General features: G+C 68.1%; 14 protein-coding genes. 13 read left to right on the top strand and 1 reads right to left on the bottom strand.

Going from position 1 to position 15,979, the window contains the following annotated elements; genetic code table 11:
• The 13 genes from hisG (at position 1) to C1930_RS09265 (ending at position 11,962) form a co-directional block, all read left to right on the top strand.
• A complete protein-coding gene (gene hisG / locus C1930_RS09205) occupies positions 1-912 on the top strand; it encodes an ATP phosphoribosyltransferase (protein WP_108771549.1) in 912 nt (303 codons plus the stop codon).
• Complete coding sequence (gene hisD / locus C1930_RS09210; protein ID WP_108771550.1) at positions 909-2,204, top strand: histidinol dehydrogenase; 1,296 nt, start codon at positions 909-911, stop codon at positions 2,202-2,204. Before hisG ends, hisD begins: the two co-directional genes overlap by 4 nt.
• The gene (hisC, locus tag C1930_RS09215) at positions 2,201-3,292 is read left to right on the top strand and encodes a histidinol-phosphate transaminase (protein ID WP_108771551.1); all 1,092 of its coding nucleotides are present in this window, start codon (positions 2,201-2,203) and stop codon (positions 3,290-3,292) included. The genes hisD and hisC overlap by 4 nt, the downstream gene beginning before the upstream one ends.
• A complete protein-coding gene (gene hisB, locus C1930_RS09220) occupies positions 3,289-4,362 on the top strand; it encodes a bifunctional histidinol-phosphatase/imidazoleglycerol-phosphate dehydratase HisB (protein WP_108771552.1) in 1,074 nt (357 codons plus the stop codon). The genes hisC and hisB overlap by 4 nt, the downstream gene beginning before the upstream one ends.
• The gene (hisH, locus tag C1930_RS09225) at positions 4,359-4,961 is read left to right on the top strand and encodes an imidazole glycerol phosphate synthase subunit HisH (RefSeq protein WP_108749463.1); all 603 of its coding nucleotides are present in this window, start codon (positions 4,359-4,361) and stop codon (positions 4,959-4,961) included. The genes hisB and hisH overlap by 4 nt, the downstream gene beginning before the upstream one ends.
• Positions 4,958-5,692 carry a 1-(5-phosphoribosyl)-5-[(5-phosphoribosylamino)methylideneamino]imidazole-4-carboxamide isomerase gene (gene hisA / locus C1930_RS09230; RefSeq protein WP_108771553.1) on the top strand — a complete coding sequence of 245 codons (735 nt, stop codon included), beginning with the start codon at positions 4,958-4,960 and terminating at the stop codon, positions 5,690-5,692. Before hisH ends, hisA begins: the two co-directional genes overlap by 4 nt.
• Positions 5,686-6,462: an imidazole glycerol phosphate synthase subunit HisF gene (gene hisF / locus C1930_RS09235; protein WP_108752948.1), complete on the top strand. Its 777-nt coding sequence runs from the start codon at positions 5,686-5,688 to the stop codon at positions 6,460-6,462. The genes hisA and hisF overlap by 7 nt, the downstream gene beginning before the upstream one ends.
• The gene (gene hisIE / locus C1930_RS09240; RefSeq protein WP_108756058.1) at positions 6,452-7,072 is read left to right on the top strand and encodes a bifunctional phosphoribosyl-AMP cyclohydrolase/phosphoribosyl-ATP diphosphatase HisIE; all 621 of its coding nucleotides are present in this window, start codon (positions 6,452-6,454) and stop codon (positions 7,070-7,072) included. Before hisF ends, hisIE begins: the two co-directional genes overlap by 11 nt.
• Positions 7,073-7,154: 82 nt before the next feature.
• A complete protein-coding gene (locus C1930_RS09245) occupies positions 7,155-8,744 on the top strand; it encodes a calcineurin-like phosphoesterase family protein (protein WP_108771554.1) in 1,590 nt (529 codons plus the stop codon).
• Between the two features lie 35 nt (positions 8,745-8,779).
• The gene (locus C1930_RS09250) at positions 8,780-9,064 is read left to right on the top strand and encodes a hypothetical protein (protein WP_108749468.1); all 285 of its coding nucleotides are present in this window, start codon (positions 8,780-8,782) and stop codon (positions 9,062-9,064) included.
• 91 nt (positions 9,065-9,155) lie between these two features.
• Positions 9,156-10,178, top strand: coding sequence for a glucokinase (locus tag C1930_RS09255; protein WP_108756060.1), 1,023 nt, complete (start codon positions 9,156-9,158; stop codon positions 10,176-10,178).
• A 51-nt stretch (positions 10,179-10,229) separates the two neighbouring features.
• Entirely contained in the window at positions 10,230-11,228 is a 999-nt protein-coding gene (locus C1930_RS09260; RefSeq protein WP_108771555.1) for a N(4)-(beta-N-acetylglucosaminyl)-L-asparaginase, read from the top strand.
• A complete protein-coding gene (locus C1930_RS09265) occupies positions 11,225-11,962 on the top strand; it encodes a copper homeostasis protein CutC (RefSeq protein ID WP_108771556.1) in 738 nt (245 codons plus the stop codon). Before C1930_RS09260 ends, C1930_RS09265 begins: the two co-directional genes overlap by 4 nt.
• A 189-nt stretch (positions 11,963-12,151) precedes the next feature.
• On the opposite strand, the gene C1930_RS09270 is transcribed toward C1930_RS09265, so the two are convergent.
• Positions 12,152-15,238 carry a TonB-dependent receptor gene (locus C1930_RS09270; RefSeq protein ID WP_108771557.1) on the bottom strand — a complete coding sequence of 1,029 codons (3,087 nt, stop codon included), beginning with the start codon at positions 15,236-15,238 and terminating at the stop codon, positions 12,152-12,154.
• Between the last annotated feature and the right edge of the window lie 741 nt (positions 15,239-15,979).

The following is a 15,979-nucleotide window of genomic DNA, read 5'->3' on the forward strand; positions in this document are numbered from 1 at the left end:
ATGAGTGCAACCCAGGCAGCGCCGGCACGTGACCGGCTGCGCATCGCCATCCAGAAAAGCGGCCGTCTGGCCGAACCCGCCCGCAACCTGCTAAGCGCCTGCGGCCTGAGCTGGCGCGAGAGCCGCGACAAGCTGTTCTGCTACGGCGAATCGCTGCCGGTGGACCTGCTGCTGGTGCGCGACGACGACATTCCCGGCCTGATCGCCGACGGCGTGTGCGACCTGGGCATCGTCGGCCGCAACGAACTGGAAGAACAGGCCGCCGCGCGCCGCCAGATCGGCCTGCCCGATGCCTACCAGGCCCTGCGCGGGCTCGGCTTCGGCCAGTGCCGGCTGATGCTGGCCGTGCCCGAAGAGTGGCAGTGGAGCGGGCCGGCGCAGCTGGCCGGCACCCGCATCGCCACCAGCTACCCGGCCATCCTCAAGCAGTGGCTGGGCGAGCAGGGCGTGGATGCGCAGGTGGTGGAACTGTCCGGGTCGGTGGAAATCGCCCCGCGCCTGGGCACCGCCGACCTGATCTGCGACCTGGTCTCCAGCGGCGCCACCCTGCGCGCCAACCAGCTAACGCCCGTGCATAACCTGCTGGACAGCGAGGCCGTGCTGGCCGGTGCCGTGCGCGTTCCCGACGATGCCCGCGCCGGCCTGCGCAGCATGCTGCTGCGCCGCCTGGATGGCGTGGTGCAGAAGCAGGACCGCAAGCTGCTGATGTTCCGCGCCAGCGAAGACCGGGTGGACGCGCTGGCCCAGCTGCTGGCCGATGCCGAGCCGCTGGTGCGTTTGCCTGCCGATGGGGGCGCGTTGCGCCTGCAGACCATGTGCCCGGGTCCGCTGACCTGGCAGCGCATGGAAGAACTGGAGCGCGCTGGCGCCCAGGGCCTGATGGTGTTGAGCGTGGAGCGGTCGCTGGCATGAATCGTTTGATCTGGTCGCAACTTGATGAAGCCGCACGCAGCGAGGCGCTGACCCGCCCGGTGCAGACCGTGGCCCAGCAGACCCGCGATGCGGTGGCTGCGTTGATCGCGCAGGTGCGCACCGACGGCGATGCCGGCCTGCGCGCCATCACCGCCCGTTTCGACGGCGTGGAACTGCCGTCATTTGAAGTATCCGAGGACGAATTCGCCGCCGCCGAAGCGGCCGTGCCGGCGGCGCTGCGCCAGGCCATGGTCGAGGCCGCCGAGCGCATCGGCCGCTTCCACCAGGCCGGTATGGGCCAGGGCTATGCGGTGGAAACCGCGCCGGGCGTGGTCTGCGAACGCATGCTGCGGCCGATCGGCCGGGTAGGGCTGTACGTGCCGGCCGGCAGTGCGCCGCTGCCGTCCACCGCGCTGATGCTGGGCGTGCCGGCGCAATTGGCCGGCTGCCCGCAGGTGGTGCTGTGCACGCCGCCGCGCGCCGACGGCAGTGCCGATCCGGCCGTGCTGGTGGCCGCGCGGCTGACCGGCGTGCAGCGCGTGTTCAAGCTGGGCGGGGCCCAGGCCATCGCCGCGATGGCCTATGGCACGGCCAGCATTCCGGCCTGCGACAAGCTGTTCGGGCCGGGCAACAGTTTCGTGACCGAGGCCAAGCAGCAGGTGGCGCAGGACGGCGCGGCTGCCATCGACATGCCGGCCGGCCCGTCGGAAGTGCTGGTGATCGCCGATGCGGGCGCGAACCCGGCCTTTGTCGCCGCCGACCTGCTGTCGCAGGCCGAGCACGGCCCCGATTCGCAGGTGCTGCTGCTGACCGACGACGCAGCGATGCTGGCCGCCGTTGAAGCCGAAGTGGAACGCCAGGTCGCATTGCTGCCGCGGCAGCAGATCGCGCGGCAGGCGCTGTCGGCGTCGCGCCTGATCCAGGTCGAGGCGCTGGCCCAGGCCTTCGCCATCAGCAACCGTTATGCACCCGAGCACCTGATCCTGGCGCTGCGTGAACCGCGCGACTGGCTGGATCAGGTGCAGGCCGCCGGTTCGGTGTTCCTGGGCGACTACACGCCGGAAGCGCTGGGCGATTACTGCAGTGGCACCAACCACGTGCTGCCCACCGCCGGCGCAGCGCGTGCCTACAGCGGCGTGAGCGTGGCCAGCTTCCAGAACCTGATCAGCGTGCAGAGTGCCAGCGCGGCAGGGCTGGCGGCGATTGGTGGTTGCGCGCGCATCATCGCCAGTGCCGAAGGCCTGGACGCGCACGAACGCGCCGTGGCCGTGCGCATGGAGGCCGCTGCATGAGCACGGTGAACGACGTACTGGCGCTGGTGCGCCCGGACCTGCAGGCGTTCGCGGGCTACAGTTCGGCGCGCAGCGCGGCCGTGCAGGGCGATGTCTGGCTGAACGCCAACGAGTCGGCCTGGACCAATCCTGCTGATACCGCCGGCAGCAGCCGCCGCTATCCCGAACCGCAACCGCTGGCATTGCGCGAGGGTCTGGCCGCGCTGTACGGCGTGCAGCCGCAGCAGCTGCTGATCGGCCGTGGCAGCGACGAGGCCATCGATCTGCTGGTGCGTGCGCTGTGCGTGCCCGGCCGCGACGGCGTACTGGTTACCTCGCCGGTATTTGGCATGTACGCGGTGTGCGCGCGCCTGCAGGGCGCCGCGCTGATCGATGTACCGCTGGTGGATTCGGCCGAGGGTCTGCACGCCGATCTGGATGCTGTCATCAGCGCCGCGCAGCAGCAGGGCGCCAAGCTGGTGTTCCTGTGCGCACCGTCCAACCCGGCCGGCAGCGATATCAGCCTGGCCGGGATCGAACGTGTGGCCACGGCGTTGCGTGGGCAGGCCCTGGTGGTGGTGGACGAGGCCTACGTGGAATTCGCACAGCGCCCGTCAGCCACCACGCTGCTGGCCGCGCACGCCAACGTGGCGGTGCTGCGCACGCTGTCCAAGGCGCATGCACTGGCCGCGGCCCGCATCGGCACTTTGATTGCCGCGCCGGAATTGATTGCCGTGCTGCGCCGTTGCCAGGCCCCGTACCCGGTGCCGACGCCGTGCGCGGAACTGGCCGTGCAGGCGCTGCAGCCGACCGCACTGGCCCGCACCGCCGAGCGCGTGGCCGCCGTCATTGCCGAACGCGAGCGTTTGTTCGCGGCATTGCCGGGCCTGCCCGGCGTGCGCCGCGTGTACCCCTCGTCGGGCAACTATCTGCTGGTGCGCTTTGGCGATGCGCAGGCCGCATTCGACGCCCTGCTGGCGGCCGGCGTGGTGGTGCGTGACCAGCGCGCCGCGCCGCAGCTGGGCGATGCACTGCGCATCAGCATCGGCACGCGCGAAGAGAACGACCGCGTGCTCGCGGCCCTGTCGGCTCGGAGGGCCGCTGCATGACCCCCATTCTGTTCATCGACCGCGACGGCACCCTCATCGAGGAGCCGGCCGACTTCCAGATCGACGCGTACGAGAAGCTGCGCTTCGTGCCGCAGGTCATCCCGGCGCTGCTGAAGCTGCGCGATGCCGGCTACCAGTTCGTCATCGTCACCAACCAGGATGGCCTGGGCAGCGAGGCGTACCCGCGCGCCAGCTTCGATGGCCCCAACGACCTGATGCTGCAGATCTTCGCAAGCCAGGGCATCGTGTTCCGCGACGTGCTGATCGACTGCAGCTGGCCGCAGGACAATGCACCCACGCGCAAGCCGGCCATCGGCCTGATGACCGCCTACCTGCAGGACCGCAGCATCGACTGGGCGCGTTCGGCCATGGTGGGTGATCGCATCACCGACGTGCAGTTCGCCGGGAACCTCAACATCCGTGCGTTCCAGCTGCGCACCGAGCAGTTCGGCGGCGAGTGGGACTGGCCCGGCATCGCCCACGCGCTGGCCGATGCGCCGCGTACCGCCGTGGTCCAGCGCAACACCAAGGAAACGAAGATCCGCGTTGAACTGGACTTGGACCGGGCTGGAGATGCGCACATCGCCACCGGCCTGCCGTTCTTCGACCACATGCTGGAACAGATCGGCAAGCACGGCGGCTTCGCTTTGGACATCCGGGCCGAGGGTGACCTGCACATCGACGAGCACCACACCATCGAGGACACCGGCCTGGCGCTGGGCCAGGCGCTGCGCGAAGCGCTGGGCGACAAGCGCGGCATCGGCCGCTATGGCTTCACCCTGCCGATGGACGAGACGCTGGCCAGCGCCGCGCTGGATTTCAGCGGCCGGCCGTACTTCGTGTTCGAAGGCGAGTTCAAGCGCGAGCGCGTGGGTGACATGCCCACCGAACTGGTGCCGCACTTCTTCCGTTCGCTGTGCGATGCCAGCGGTTTGAACCTGAACCTGCAGGTGCGCGGTGACAACGACCACCACAAGGTCGAGGCGTGCTTCAAGGCGCTGGCCCGCGCGCTGCGCCCCGCGCTGGCTCGCCAGGGCACGGCGTTGCCCAGCACCAAGGGGGCGCTGTGAGCGAGGTCGCGCTGATCGATGCCGGCGGTGCCAACCTGGGCTCGGTGCGCTACGCACTGGAACGCCTGGGCGCGCGGGTGCGGCTGGTGCGGGATGCCGAAGGCCTGGCCGGTGCGCAGCGGGTGATCCTGCCCGGCGTGGGCGCGGCCGCACCGGGCATGCAGCGCCTGCACGCGCAGGGGCTGGTGGAACCGCTGCGACGCCTGGAGGTGCCGTTGATGGGCATCTGCCTGGGGATGCAGCTGCTGTTTGATCGTTCCGAAGAAGCGGGCGTGGACACCCTGGGCCTGATTCCCGGCGTGGTGCGCAAGCTGGTGCCGGCGTGCGGCATCCGCGTGCCGCACATGGGCTGGAACCGGCTGCTGCCGCTGCGCGAATCGACCCTGCTGCAGGGCGTGCCCGAGCGTGCCAGCGCGTACTTCGTGCACAGCTATGCGGCACCGCTGAACACCCACACCGTGGCCGCCTGCGATCACGGCGGCCTGTTCACCGCCGTGGTGGAGCAGGGCCGCTACTTCGGCGCCCAGTTCCACCCCGAGCGTTCCGGCGAGACCGGATCGCAGATGTTGCGCAATTTCCTTGAGGGCACCGCTGCATGAGCTTCACCGTCTACCCCGCGCTGGATATCCGTGATGGCCGCGTGGTGCGGCTGCGCCAGGGCGACTATGCGCAGGAAACCCATTACGGCGACGATCCGCTGCCGCGCGCGCAGGCCTTTGCCGCGCAGGGTGCGCAGTGGATGCACCTGGTCGATCTGGATGCCGCGCGAGCGGGCGGTTACACCCTGGCACCCCTGCTGGCGGCGATCCGCGCGCAGACGTCACTGCAGGTGCAGACCGGTGGCGGCGTGCGCGGCCGCGACGACGTGGCGCGCATCCTCGATGCCGGTGCCGGCCGCGTGGTGGTCGGTTCGCTGGCCGTGCGCGAGCCGGAGACGGTGATCGGCTGGCTGGCCGAGTTCGGTCCGCAGCGCCTGACCATCGCCCTGGACGCGCGCCAGGACGCGCAGGGCCAGTGGCAGCTGCCGGTGCATGGCTGGACCGAAAACGCCGGGGTCACCCTGGATGCGTTGGCGCAGCGCTACGCGCAGGCGGGCATGGCCCACCTGCTGTGCACCGACATTGCCCGCGATGGCATGCTGGCCGGCCCGAACATCAGCCTGTACGCCCACCTTGCCGCGCTGTTGCCGGGCGTGGCCGTGCAGGCGTCCGGTGGCATCCGCAGCGTGGCCGACGTGGCCGAGGCGCGCGCGGCCGGCTGTGGTGGCGCGATCCTGGGCAAGGCGCTGCTGGAACTGCGTATGGATCTGGGCGAGGCACTGGCATGTTGAGCCGCCGCATCATTCCCTGCCTGGACGTGCGCGATGGCCGCGTGGTCAAGGGCGTGCGCTTCCGCGACCACGTGGACATGGGCGATATCGCCGAGCTGGCCCAGCGCTACCGCGACCAGGGCGCCGATGAACTGGTGTTCTATGACATCGGCGCCAGCCCGGAAGCACGTTCGGTGGACGTGGGCTGGATCGAGCGCATCGCCCGCCTGATCGACATTCCGTTCTGCGTGGCCGGTGGCATCGACAGCGTGGAAACCGCGCGCCGTGTGCTGTTTGCCGGTGCCGACAAGATCTCGATCAACTCGCCGGCGCTGGGCCGTCCCGAGCTGATCACCGAACTGGCCGACGAGTTCGGCGTGCAGTGCGTGGTGGTCGGCGTGGATTCGGTGCGCGAGGCCGATGGCGAATGGCGCGTGCGCCGCTTCACCGGTGATCCCAGCAAGACCCAGGCGGTGCCGTTGCGCACCCTGGACTGGATCGTGGACGCGCAGCGCCGCGGTGCCGGCGAAATCGTGCTGAACTGCATGGACAGCGACGGCGTGCGCCGTGGCTACGACGTGGCGCAGTTGCGCCAGGCACGTGCAGTCTGCAACGTGCCGCTGATTGCCTCCGGCGGTGCCGGTGCGATGGAGCACTTCGCCCAGGCCTTCGACCAGGCCGACGTGGACGGTGCACTGGCCGCCAGCGTGTTCCACAGCGGCGCCATTGCCATTGCGGATTTGAAGCGCTACCTGCGCGAGCAACAGATCGAGGTTCGAGATGTCTATTGAAGTACGCCCGTCGCCGCAGGCTCTGGAAACCCTGGACTGGGCCAAGGGCGATGGCCTGCTGCCGGCCGTGGTGCAGGACGCCGATACGCTGCAGGTGCTGATGCTGGGCTATGTGAACGCCGAATCGCTGCATATCACCCAGGTGACCGGCCACATGACCTTCTACAGCCGCAGCAAGCAGCGCCTGTGGACCAAGGGCGAGCAGTCCGGCCACGTGCTGGCGGTGCAGTCGATCAGCGTCGATTGCGATGCCGACACCGTGCTGGTGCTGGCGCGGCCGGCAGGCCCGACCTGCCACACCGGCGCGGAGAGCTGTTTCGACGGCGCGCCGAAGGATTTCCTGGGCGGCCTGGGCCAGTTGGTGGCCGTGCGCGAGGCGCAGCGACCGCCGGGCAGCTACACCACCTCGCTGTTCGAGGGCGGCATCCGCCGCATCGCGCAGAAGGTGGGCGAGGAGGGCGTGGAGACCGCGCTGGCCGCCGTGGCGCAGGACGATGAGGCATTGCTGGGGGAATCGGCCGACCTGCTGTACCACCTGCTGGTGCTGCTGCGCGCGCGCGGCTTGTCGCTGGATGATGCACGGGCGGTGCTGGAACAGCGGCACCGGTGATCCGCACCCACCGTTGATGGAGGTGTGCGGACCCACGGTCCGCACCTACAATAGGGGGTCTCTCTGCCCCCGGACTGCCCCCATGAAACTGCCTGCCGCCTGGCTGTGCTGCCTGTTGCTTACTTCGCCGGCATGGGCCGCCGACACCGTGGTGAGCGGCAAGGTCTACCTGGAGCGCGACGGCAAGCCCGGGCGCGGTGCCACCGATCCCGGCCTGGCCGGCGTGCAGGTGTCCAACGGCGAAACCATCGTCAAGACCGCCGCCGATGGCAGCTACAGCCTGCCGGTGCGCGACGGCCAGACGGTGTTCGTGATCAAGCCCGATGCCTATTCCTTCCCGAAGGCGGCCGATGGCCTGCCATCGTTCTGGCGCCACTATCGTCCCAACGGCTCGCCGGCGCTGAAGTACGGTGGCATCGCCGCCACCGGTGATGCCGCCCGCAGTTGGGATTTCGCCCTGCAGGCCGATCGCCACGACAGCCGGCGCGGCTTCCAGATGCTGGTGTTCACCGATTCGCAGACTGCCACCACGCAGGACATCGGCTACTACCAGCAGTCGATCGTCCAACCGCTGGTGGGGCAGACCAAGGCGCGTCTGGGCACCACCCTGGGCGACATCGTCAATGACGACCTGACCCTGTACCCGGCCATCAACAAGGTGACCACCGAACTGGGCGTGCCGTGGTTCCATGTGCCCGGCAACCACGACCTGGATTTCGACGCCGCCAACGATGACCACTCGCTGGACAGCTGGCGCAACATCTACGGCCCGGACACCTACGCGGTGGAAGAGGGCGGTGCCAGCTTCGTGTTCCTGGACGATGTGGTGTACGACCCCAACGCCAAGCCCAAGTACGTGGGCGGCCTGCGCGAGGACCAGTTCGCCTTCCTGGCTGCGTACCTGAAGGGCCTGCACAAGGACCGCCTGCTGGTGCTGGGCATGCACATTCCGCTGTTCGATGCCGCACCGGGGCGCGAGACCTTCCGCCACGCCGATCGCCAGCGCCTGTTCGATCTGCTCAAGCCGTTCCGCAACGTGCTGGTGCTGAGCGGGCACAGCCACACCCAGCAGCACGTCTACCACGGCAAGGCCGAAGGCTGGCAGGGCGACAAGCCGCTGCACGAATACAACGTGGGCGCCAACTGCGGCGCGTTCTGGTCGGGGGTGAAGAATGCCGCCGGCGTGCCGGACAGCACCATGAGCGATGGCACGCCCAAGGGCTATGCGCTGCTGGATGTGGCCGGCAACGGCAGCTACCGCCTGCAGTACCGCGTGGCCGGCGCCCCGGCCAGCGAGCAGATCGGCCTGCACGCGCCGAAGGTGCTGCGCCAGGGCGCCTACCCGGCGTGGGGCGTCTACGCGAACGTGTACATGGGCGAGGACGCCAGCGTGGTCGAGTACCGCGTGGATGGCGGCCCGTGGCAGCCGATGAAGCAGGTCAGCCAGCCCGACCCGCGCCTGCTGGTGGAAAACGTGGCCGACGATCTGGCCACCACCCTGCGCGGCTACGACCGTTCGCCGGAAGCCACCGCCTCGCCGCACCTGTGGCGTGGCGCGCTGCCCACCGGACTGGCGGTCGGCAGCCACAAGGTGGAAGTACGCTCGACCCAGCCGGACGGTGCGGTGTTCACCGCCACCACCAGTTACAGCCTGCAGACCGCCCAGCCCTGACCGGGCGGGCGGTTGCCACGACGAAAGGACGCGCCATGGAAATCCGCTTCATGGCCGGCACCACGCCGGTCACCCTCAGCCGCCACTGGTTCAGTGGTGCCATGCAGCTGCGCAGTGCCAGCGAAACAGTGTGGGTGCAGCACCCGTTGCACCCGGGCACGCATTTTTCGTTCTCGCTGGTGCAGTCCTGGCTGCGCCATATCGCCGGCCACCAGGTGCTGGTGGAACGCACCCGGCCGCTGCTGTTTGCCGGCTTCCGCCCGCAGCGCCTGCGCGTGCTGGTGGACGGGGTGCAGGTGGCCGAGCAGGAAGGCATGTAAGACGCTGCCGGGCGGGGCATTGCCGCAGCGTTGGCAAAGCCGCTGGGATGCCCGAGAATCGACGCCGATCCGTCGATTCAAGCAGGCCCGTGTGAACGTCGCAGCAGTAGACCCGTCTTCCTCCGACGCCAGCGGCGCCGGCGTTTCGCACAGCGTGGTAGTGGCCGATGTGGGCGGCACCTTCGCCCGCGTCGCTTTGGCCCATCTGGTGCTTGGCCAGACCCCGCGCCTGGGCGGCTATCGCACCTATGCCTGCGCGGACCACGCCAGCTTGGCAGCGATCCTGGCCGACTTCAGTGCCAGCCTGGACCAGCCAGTGCACAGCGCGGTGGTCGCCATTGCCGGCGTGCTCGATGGCGATGTGCTGATCAACGCCAACCTGCCGTGGACCGTTTCACTGTCGGCCACGCGCGCGCAGTCCGGGCTGGGCGAACTGCAGCTGATCAACGATTTCGAGGCCGTGGCCCTGGCCGTGCCCTACCTGCAGCCGGAAACGCTGGTGCCGCTGAACGGCCCGGGCGACCCGGCGCAGGCATTCCCGGCGCTGGTGCTGGGCGCAGGCACGGGCCTGGGCGCGGCGCTGCGCTTTGCCGATGGCGACCGCCCGGTGCTGGCCAGTGAACTGGGGCACGCCGCGCTGGGGGCCGGCACCGCGCTGGAACTGCAGGTGCTGGCCAAGCTGCTGCAGCGCTGGCCGCACGTGGACAACGAACGGGTGCTGTCCGGCAGCGGTCTGCTGAATCTGTACCCGTGCCTGTGCGAACTGCGCGGGGTTGCACCGCAGTGGTCGACCACCGAAGCGCTGATCGGCGCCGCGCGCAGTGGCGAGGATGCGGTGGCGGTGGAAACTCTGCAGGTGTTCTGCGCGTGGCTGGGCAGCCTGGCGGGCGATGCGGCCATTGCCGTGGGCGCGCGCTCGGTGTATCTGGCCGGCGGCATTTCCGCCCACGTACAGGATTTCCTGGCCGACGGGCGTTTCCGAGAGCGCTTCCTCAACAAGGGCGTGCTGGCCGATGTACTGCGCCAGGTGCCGGTGTGGCGGGTGGAACATGGCCAGTTGGGCGTGCTCGGCGCGGCCGTCTGGCACGCGGCGCGGCTGCCGCGCGGGGGCTGAATCACGCAGCCGGCCCGCGGCCGGCATGGCTTTCTGCAAGGGGAGGGCAACATGGTGGATCGCAGGCAGTTCCTGCAGGCCGGCGCACTGGCCGCAGGCATGGCCGCCTTGCCTGGCGTGCAGGCGCGCACGCAGGGCGGGGCGAAGGTCGTTTCAACGTGGGACTTCGGCGTGCCGGCCAACCAGGCCGCGTGGAAGGTGCTGGGCCAGGGCGGCAGCGCGCTGGATGCGGTGGAAGCCGGCGCACGCTGGGCCGAAAGCGAGCTGTGCAATCCCACCGTCGGCCATTGTGGCAACCCCGATCGCGACGGCGTGTTGAGCCTGGATGCCAGCATCATGGATGGCGATGGCCGCTGCGGCGCCGTGGCTGCGCTTGTGGACATCGCGCACCCGGTGTCGGTGGCACGCAAGGTGATGGAAAACAGCCCGCATGTATTGCTGGTGGGCGACGGTGCCCAGCAGTTCGCCGTGCAACAGGGCTTCGAGCGCAAGCGGCTGCTCACCCCGCAGGCCGAGGCGGCCTGGCGCGAATGGTTGAAGACCGAGCAGTACCAGCCGCAGATCAACGCCGAGCGCCGTGGCATCCCCGGCAACAGCGACAACCACGACACCATCGGCATGCTGGCGCTGGACGCCAAGGGGCATCTTGCCGGCGCCTGCACCACCAGTGGCATGGCCTGGAAGCTGCACGGGCGGGTCGGCGACAGCCCGATCATCGGTGCCGGCCTGTACGTGGACAACGAGGTGGGCGCCGCCACTGCCTCGGGCGTGGGCGAGGAAATGATCCGCAACGCCGCCTCGTTCCTGGTGGTCGAGCTGATGCGGCAGGGGCGCACGCCTGCGCAGGCCTGCCGTGAAGCGATCGACCGGGTGGTGCGCAAGCGCCCCGAAGCCAGCCGCACGCTGCAGGTGTGCTTCCTGGCAATGAACAAGCAGGGCGAAGTGGGCGCGTACGCGCTGCATCGTGGCTTCGTCTATGCGGTATGCGATGGCCAGCGTCAGGACGACCTGCGCGATTCGCCGTCGATCTACACGAGCAGCCAGACGTGAGCGCCGCGCTGACGCTGGAGATCGCCAGCAATTCACTGGCATCTGCTCTGGCCGCGCAGGCCGGTGGCGCCGATCGCATCGAGCTGTTCGACAACCTTGGCGAGGGCGGCACCACGCCGTCGCTCGCCAGCATCGCCATCGCACGCGAGCGCCTGCAGATTCCCTTGTTCGTGCTGGTGCGGCCGCGCCCGGGCGATTTCCATTACGACGCACTGGAAACCGAGCTGATGCTGCGTGACATCGCGCAGTGCCGTGCGCTGGGCTGCGATGGCGTGGTGATCGGTGCGCTGGATGTGCACGGTGGCATCGACATGCCGCTGTGCCGCGAACTGGTGCAGGCGGCGGGGCCGTTGCAGGTCACCTTCCATCGCGCGTTCGATGCTGCGCGCGATCTTCCCGCGGCCCTGCAACAGGTGATCGAGCTGGGCTGCACTCGAGTGCTCAGTTCCGGCGGGCAGGTGAGTGCCGAGGCAGGCAGCAGCATGCTGGCCGCGCTGGTGGCGCAGGCGGCAGGGCGCATCCGCGTGATGGCGGGCGCAGGCATCGGCCCGGCCAACATCGCCAGGATCGCGCGGCTGACCGGCTGCAGCGAACTGCATGCATCGGCCAAGGGGCTGCGGCGTTCGGCCATGCAGTTCCAGAACCCGCTGCTGCGCGGGCTGGATCCCGACTGGCACCAGACCAGCACCGCCACGGTGGCGGCACTGCGCAAGGCGCTGGACAGCGCGGGGTAATGCAACCGGTCTTCCATCGGTAGCGCCGGGCCATGCCCGGCGGGCGTCATGCGCCCGTGATCCGCCGGGCATGGCCCGGCGCTACCGTGGGGAACAAGAACGGCAGCCACCTGTGAAAGCGCAGCTGCCGTGGAGGACCGTTGAACGGGGTCGGATCCCTTCGCAGAAGGGCTCCGACCCCGGTAGGGCTTAGAACTTGTAGGTCGCGCCGAAGTAGATCTGTCGGCCCGAATACAGGTTGGAGATCAGGCGCGACTGGGTGTCGTTGCCCAGGTAGATGCGCTGTTCCGACTTGGTGGCGTTGAGCACCGAGGCGGTGAACGTCAGCGCTTCGGTGAAGTTGTAGGCCACGTTCAGATCCAGCTGGTCGTACGGCTCGGTGTACTGGGTCATGCCGTTGACCAGGCCGCCGACCACTTCACCACGACGGTTGTACGAGGCGCGGGCCAGGAACCGGTCGGTTTCATAGAACACCGTCAGGTTGGCCTGGTTCTTGGCACTGCCCACCAGCGGCGATGCACCCAGATTCTCGCCATTGAGCTCGATCGAGGCCAGGTTGGTGTCGTTGTAGGTGTAGTTGGCCTGCACGCCCAGGCCGAAGTCGAAGGTGTACTGGCCGTACAGTTCCACGCCCTGCGACACTGCATCGCGGCCGTTGGCCTGGGTGCTGTAGTTCTGCACCGTCACCATTTCGCCACCGACTTCCATCTGCACGTCACGCACGATCGGCACGGTGAAGTTGCTGATGTCCTTGCGGAACAGGCCGACGCCGGCGACCGCGCCCGGCATGAAGTACCACTCCACGCCCAGGTCGTACTGGGTCGCTTCAAAGGCTTCCAGGTTCTTGTTGCTGCCGCTGCCGGCCCAGCCTTCGGTCGGCGCACCGCCGGCAACGCGGCGGTCATTGACGTACTCGGGGCTGTAGTAGCTCAGGCTGCCGGGTGCGGCAATGCTGGTGTAGCTCGGCCGTGCCACCACCTTCGACGCGGCGCCACGCAGCACCAGGTTGTCGGTGATGTCCCAGGCAATGTTGAAGCTGGGCAGCACGTCGGTGTAGGTGCGGTCCGAACCGATCAGCTCGTAGCTCTTCTCGCGTGCCAGGGCATCGGGCAGGCGCACGAAGCCACTCTCGCAGCCGTAGGTGGGGAAGGCGGCCGCCGCCGGATCGTCGCACGACATCGGCGCGCCGGAGGCGTTGTCCAGGAAGTAATCGTTGAAGCGTTCGATCGAGTCGCTGGACTGGGCGAACTGCTTGGTGCGCACCACGCGCACGCCGACGTTGCCGCGCAGGCGCTCGGTACGGAAGTTGGCCTGGAAGTAGCCGGAATAGATCTTCTCGTTGACGTTGTAGACGAAGTCGTCCTCAACGCGGTTGTGCGACGAACCGTAGGTGGAGTTCAGGTAGTCGATGTAGGACGGGAAGTTGATGCCCGGGAATACATTCGCGTTGAAGCCACCGGCGATGCCGCTGATTGGGTTGGACAGGAAGAAACCGGGCTGGGCGATGCCGGCGGTGTTGTCACAGCCGGCCTGGTAGCGGCTGTCATAGTCGGCCGGGTCGGCGCCCTGGCACACCCAGTAGGTGTTGCCGGTGTTGCGGTGGACCTTGCCGTCACGGTACTTGGCGCCGAACTGGATCGAGTCCAGCCAGCCGCTTTCGAACATCTTGGTGACATCGGCCTGGAAGTGGTTCTGCTCGACCTCGGTCTGCATCCACGACGAATCGGTGGAACCGGTGTCGACCTCGGCGATGCCATTCATCAGCACCTCCTGCAGGTTCGGCGAGACGGTCAGCGACGGGGTGCCGGTCAGGTCCCACGCGGTGTACTGGTTGCCCGATTCCCACACGCCGTTCACGCGGCGGCGCGGCTTGGCCGACATGCGGAAGTTCATCGACGGGCCACCCTCGGACCAGGTGCGGCCACCGCTGAAGGAGGCCTTCCACAGCGGGCTGATGTCCCAGTCGATGGTCAGGTCGGCGGTCTGCGACAGCGCCTTTTCGCGGCTGTAGCCACCGGTCAGCTGCGAGGTGGGCACGGTGCAGTCATCCGGACCCCAGCCACCCGGGGCCAGGCCGGCGGCAGCGGCTTCGTCTTCGCTGCAGTAGTAGGTCTTGCCAGCCAGCTTTTCGAACTGTGCGCCGGTGACCACGGTGCCGCTGGGGTCGAAGCTGAGGCCGTTGAGCAGGCGGCCGCCGGCCCAGTTGCCGTCACCGTTGTAGCGCGCCATGTTCCACTCGGGCACCTTCAGCATGTTCTGCGTGTAGTTGCCGTCCAGCTGGAAGCGGAAGTAGTTGGCGGTCAGGGTCAGGTTGTCGACCGGCTTGAACTGGAAGGTCAGCTGGCCGCCCTTGCGCTCGCGCTTCTCTTCCTTCACCGCGAAGTTCACCGAGGTGGGCATGAAGAAGTCGCTGTAGTTGCGGCCGAACTGATCGTTGAAGCCGGAGTTGCCCCACCAGTAGTTGATGCCGCCCTGGGTGAGGGCGTTGCCGTTGACATCACGGGCATCGACATCGGTGCCGTACCACTGGTAGTTCTCGGTGGTCACTTCCATGGTGCGGCTGGTGCGCTTCTGCTGGGTCACGCCCACCAGCACACCGAAGCGCTCGTCCTTGCTGTGCCACGAGTACAGCGCCGACGCCTGCGGATCGACGTCCTGGTGGGTGTCGGAGGAGACGCCTTCCAGGGTCACGTAGCCGGAGTTGGATTCCATTTCCAGCGGGCGGCGGGTGTGCAGGATGACCGTGCCGCCGATGCCGCCTTCGTCGATGCGTGCTTCCGGCGATTTGAACAGCTCGGCGCTGGACAGCATGTTCGACGGCAGCAGGGTGTAGTTGAACGAACGGCTGGCCTCGTCATTGGTTTCGGAGGTGGCGATGTAGTTGCCGTTCAACTGGGTCAGGGTCAGGTCGGGGTCGAGGCCGCGCACGCTGACGCTCTTGCCTTCGCCGCCGTCACGGGTGATGACCACGCCGGGCACGCGCTGCAGCGAATCGGCAACGTTCTTGTCGGGGAACTTGCCGACGTCCTCGGCGGTGATCACTTCGACCACGGCGTTGGCGTCGCGCTTCTGCTGCAGGCTCTTCTCGATCGCATAGCGGTAGCCGGTGACCTGCACGCTGTCCAGCGTGGTGGCGTCGGCGCTGCCGGTGGTCGGTTGTGCGTTGGCCTGCTGGGCAGCGGCGCCGGTCGGCGCGACGGCTGCGGCCAGTGCCAGTGCGACGGCGAACGACAAAGCGTCGCGGCCGTGCGTACGAGTTGAATGCTTGATTGCCATCTCTCCCTCTCTCATGGATTGATCCGGTGACTGACGCGGAAACTTGAATCGATCTAATCTGCGGTGCCGATTTTGCTGATGCCGCGCGGCTGCCTGGGGCGGCGCGCTGGTGTTCGGTACATCTGGTGCCGGTCCCCAACGCCGGGCCATCCCACGGGATCCGCTTGGATCGATCTAAGCGATGGCGGGGCGATTTTTAGCATGGCCAGAGGGTCTGCGCATGCTGCTGCGCAATATTGCAGGGACGTGTCGGGCGAATGATGTTTCGCTGAAACACACTGGAATCGTTTACATGCGCAAAGGGGAGGGGGTTGTTCGGCAGGGCTTGCATCCCTGCACCTGCTTTGAGAGCCAGGGCAACGTCAACTTCAAAGCGGGCTATCCGTGGGTTGGCGGGGCGGTGTGGGCTTGCAGGACACGCCGTGAATCCATCCCTGGAGGCTCGTAGGCGCCATCCATGGCGCCTGCGGTCCTGCAAGCCCACACCGCCCCGCCTCTGACAGATTCCCGCGGCTGTTGGTAACGGCGCCTGGTGTTCCGCGCGGCTGTTGGTAGGTGTCGACCTTGGTCGACACATCTGTCGGCTATCGATTGGGTTCATCCAGTCGGCCGGCGGCGAGTAGATCCACGCCATGCGTGGATGAATCTGTCAGACATCGAAATCAATCTGGGGTCGGAGCCCGTTGCGCAGCAACGGGATCCGACCCCGTGGCCTCGACAGGTTCACGCGGCTGTTGGTAG

The sequence above is a fragment of the Stenotrophomonas sp. SAU14A_NAIMI4_8 genome, from assembly GCF_003086695.1.
In the GTDB taxonomy this organism is placed as follows: Bacteria; Pseudomonadota; Gammaproteobacteria; order Xanthomonadales; family Xanthomonadaceae; genus Stenotrophomonas.

Coding starts and splice junctions, on each gene's coding strand:
- hisG (WP_108771549.1), top strand. CDS start 1: ATGAGTGCAACCCAGGCAGCGCCGGCACGTGACCGGCTGCGCATCGCC.
- hisD (WP_108771550.1), top strand. CDS start 909: ATGAATCGTTTGATCTGGTCGCAACTTGATGAAGCCGCACGCAGCGAG.
- hisC (WP_108771551.1), top strand. CDS start 2,201: ATGAGCACGGTGAACGACGTACTGGCGCTGGTGCGCCCGGACCTGCAG.
- hisB (WP_108771552.1), top strand. CDS start 3,289: ATGACCCCCATTCTGTTCATCGACCGCGACGGCACCCTCATCGAGGAG.
- hisA (WP_108771553.1), top strand. CDS start 4,958: ATGAGCTTCACCGTCTACCCCGCGCTGGATATCCGTGATGGCCGCGTG.
- hisF (WP_108752948.1), top strand. CDS start 5,686: ATGTTGAGCCGCCGCATCATTCCCTGCCTGGACGTGCGCGATGGCCGC.
- hisIE (WP_108756058.1), top strand. CDS start 6,452: ATGTCTATTGAAGTACGCCCGTCGCCGCAGGCTCTGGAAACCCTGGAC.
- C1930_RS09245 (WP_108771554.1), top strand. CDS start 7,155: ATGAAACTGCCTGCCGCCTGGCTGTGCTGCCTGTTGCTTACTTCGCCG.
- C1930_RS09250 (WP_108749468.1), top strand. CDS start 8,780: ATGGAAATCCGCTTCATGGCCGGCACCACGCCGGTCACCCTCAGCCGC.
- C1930_RS09260 (WP_108771555.1), top strand. CDS start 10,230: ATGGTGGATCGCAGGCAGTTCCTGCAGGCCGGCGCACTGGCCGCAGGC.
- C1930_RS09270 (WP_108771557.1), bottom strand. CDS start 15,238: ATGGCAATCAAGCATTCAACTCGTACGCACGGCCGCGACGCTTTGTCG.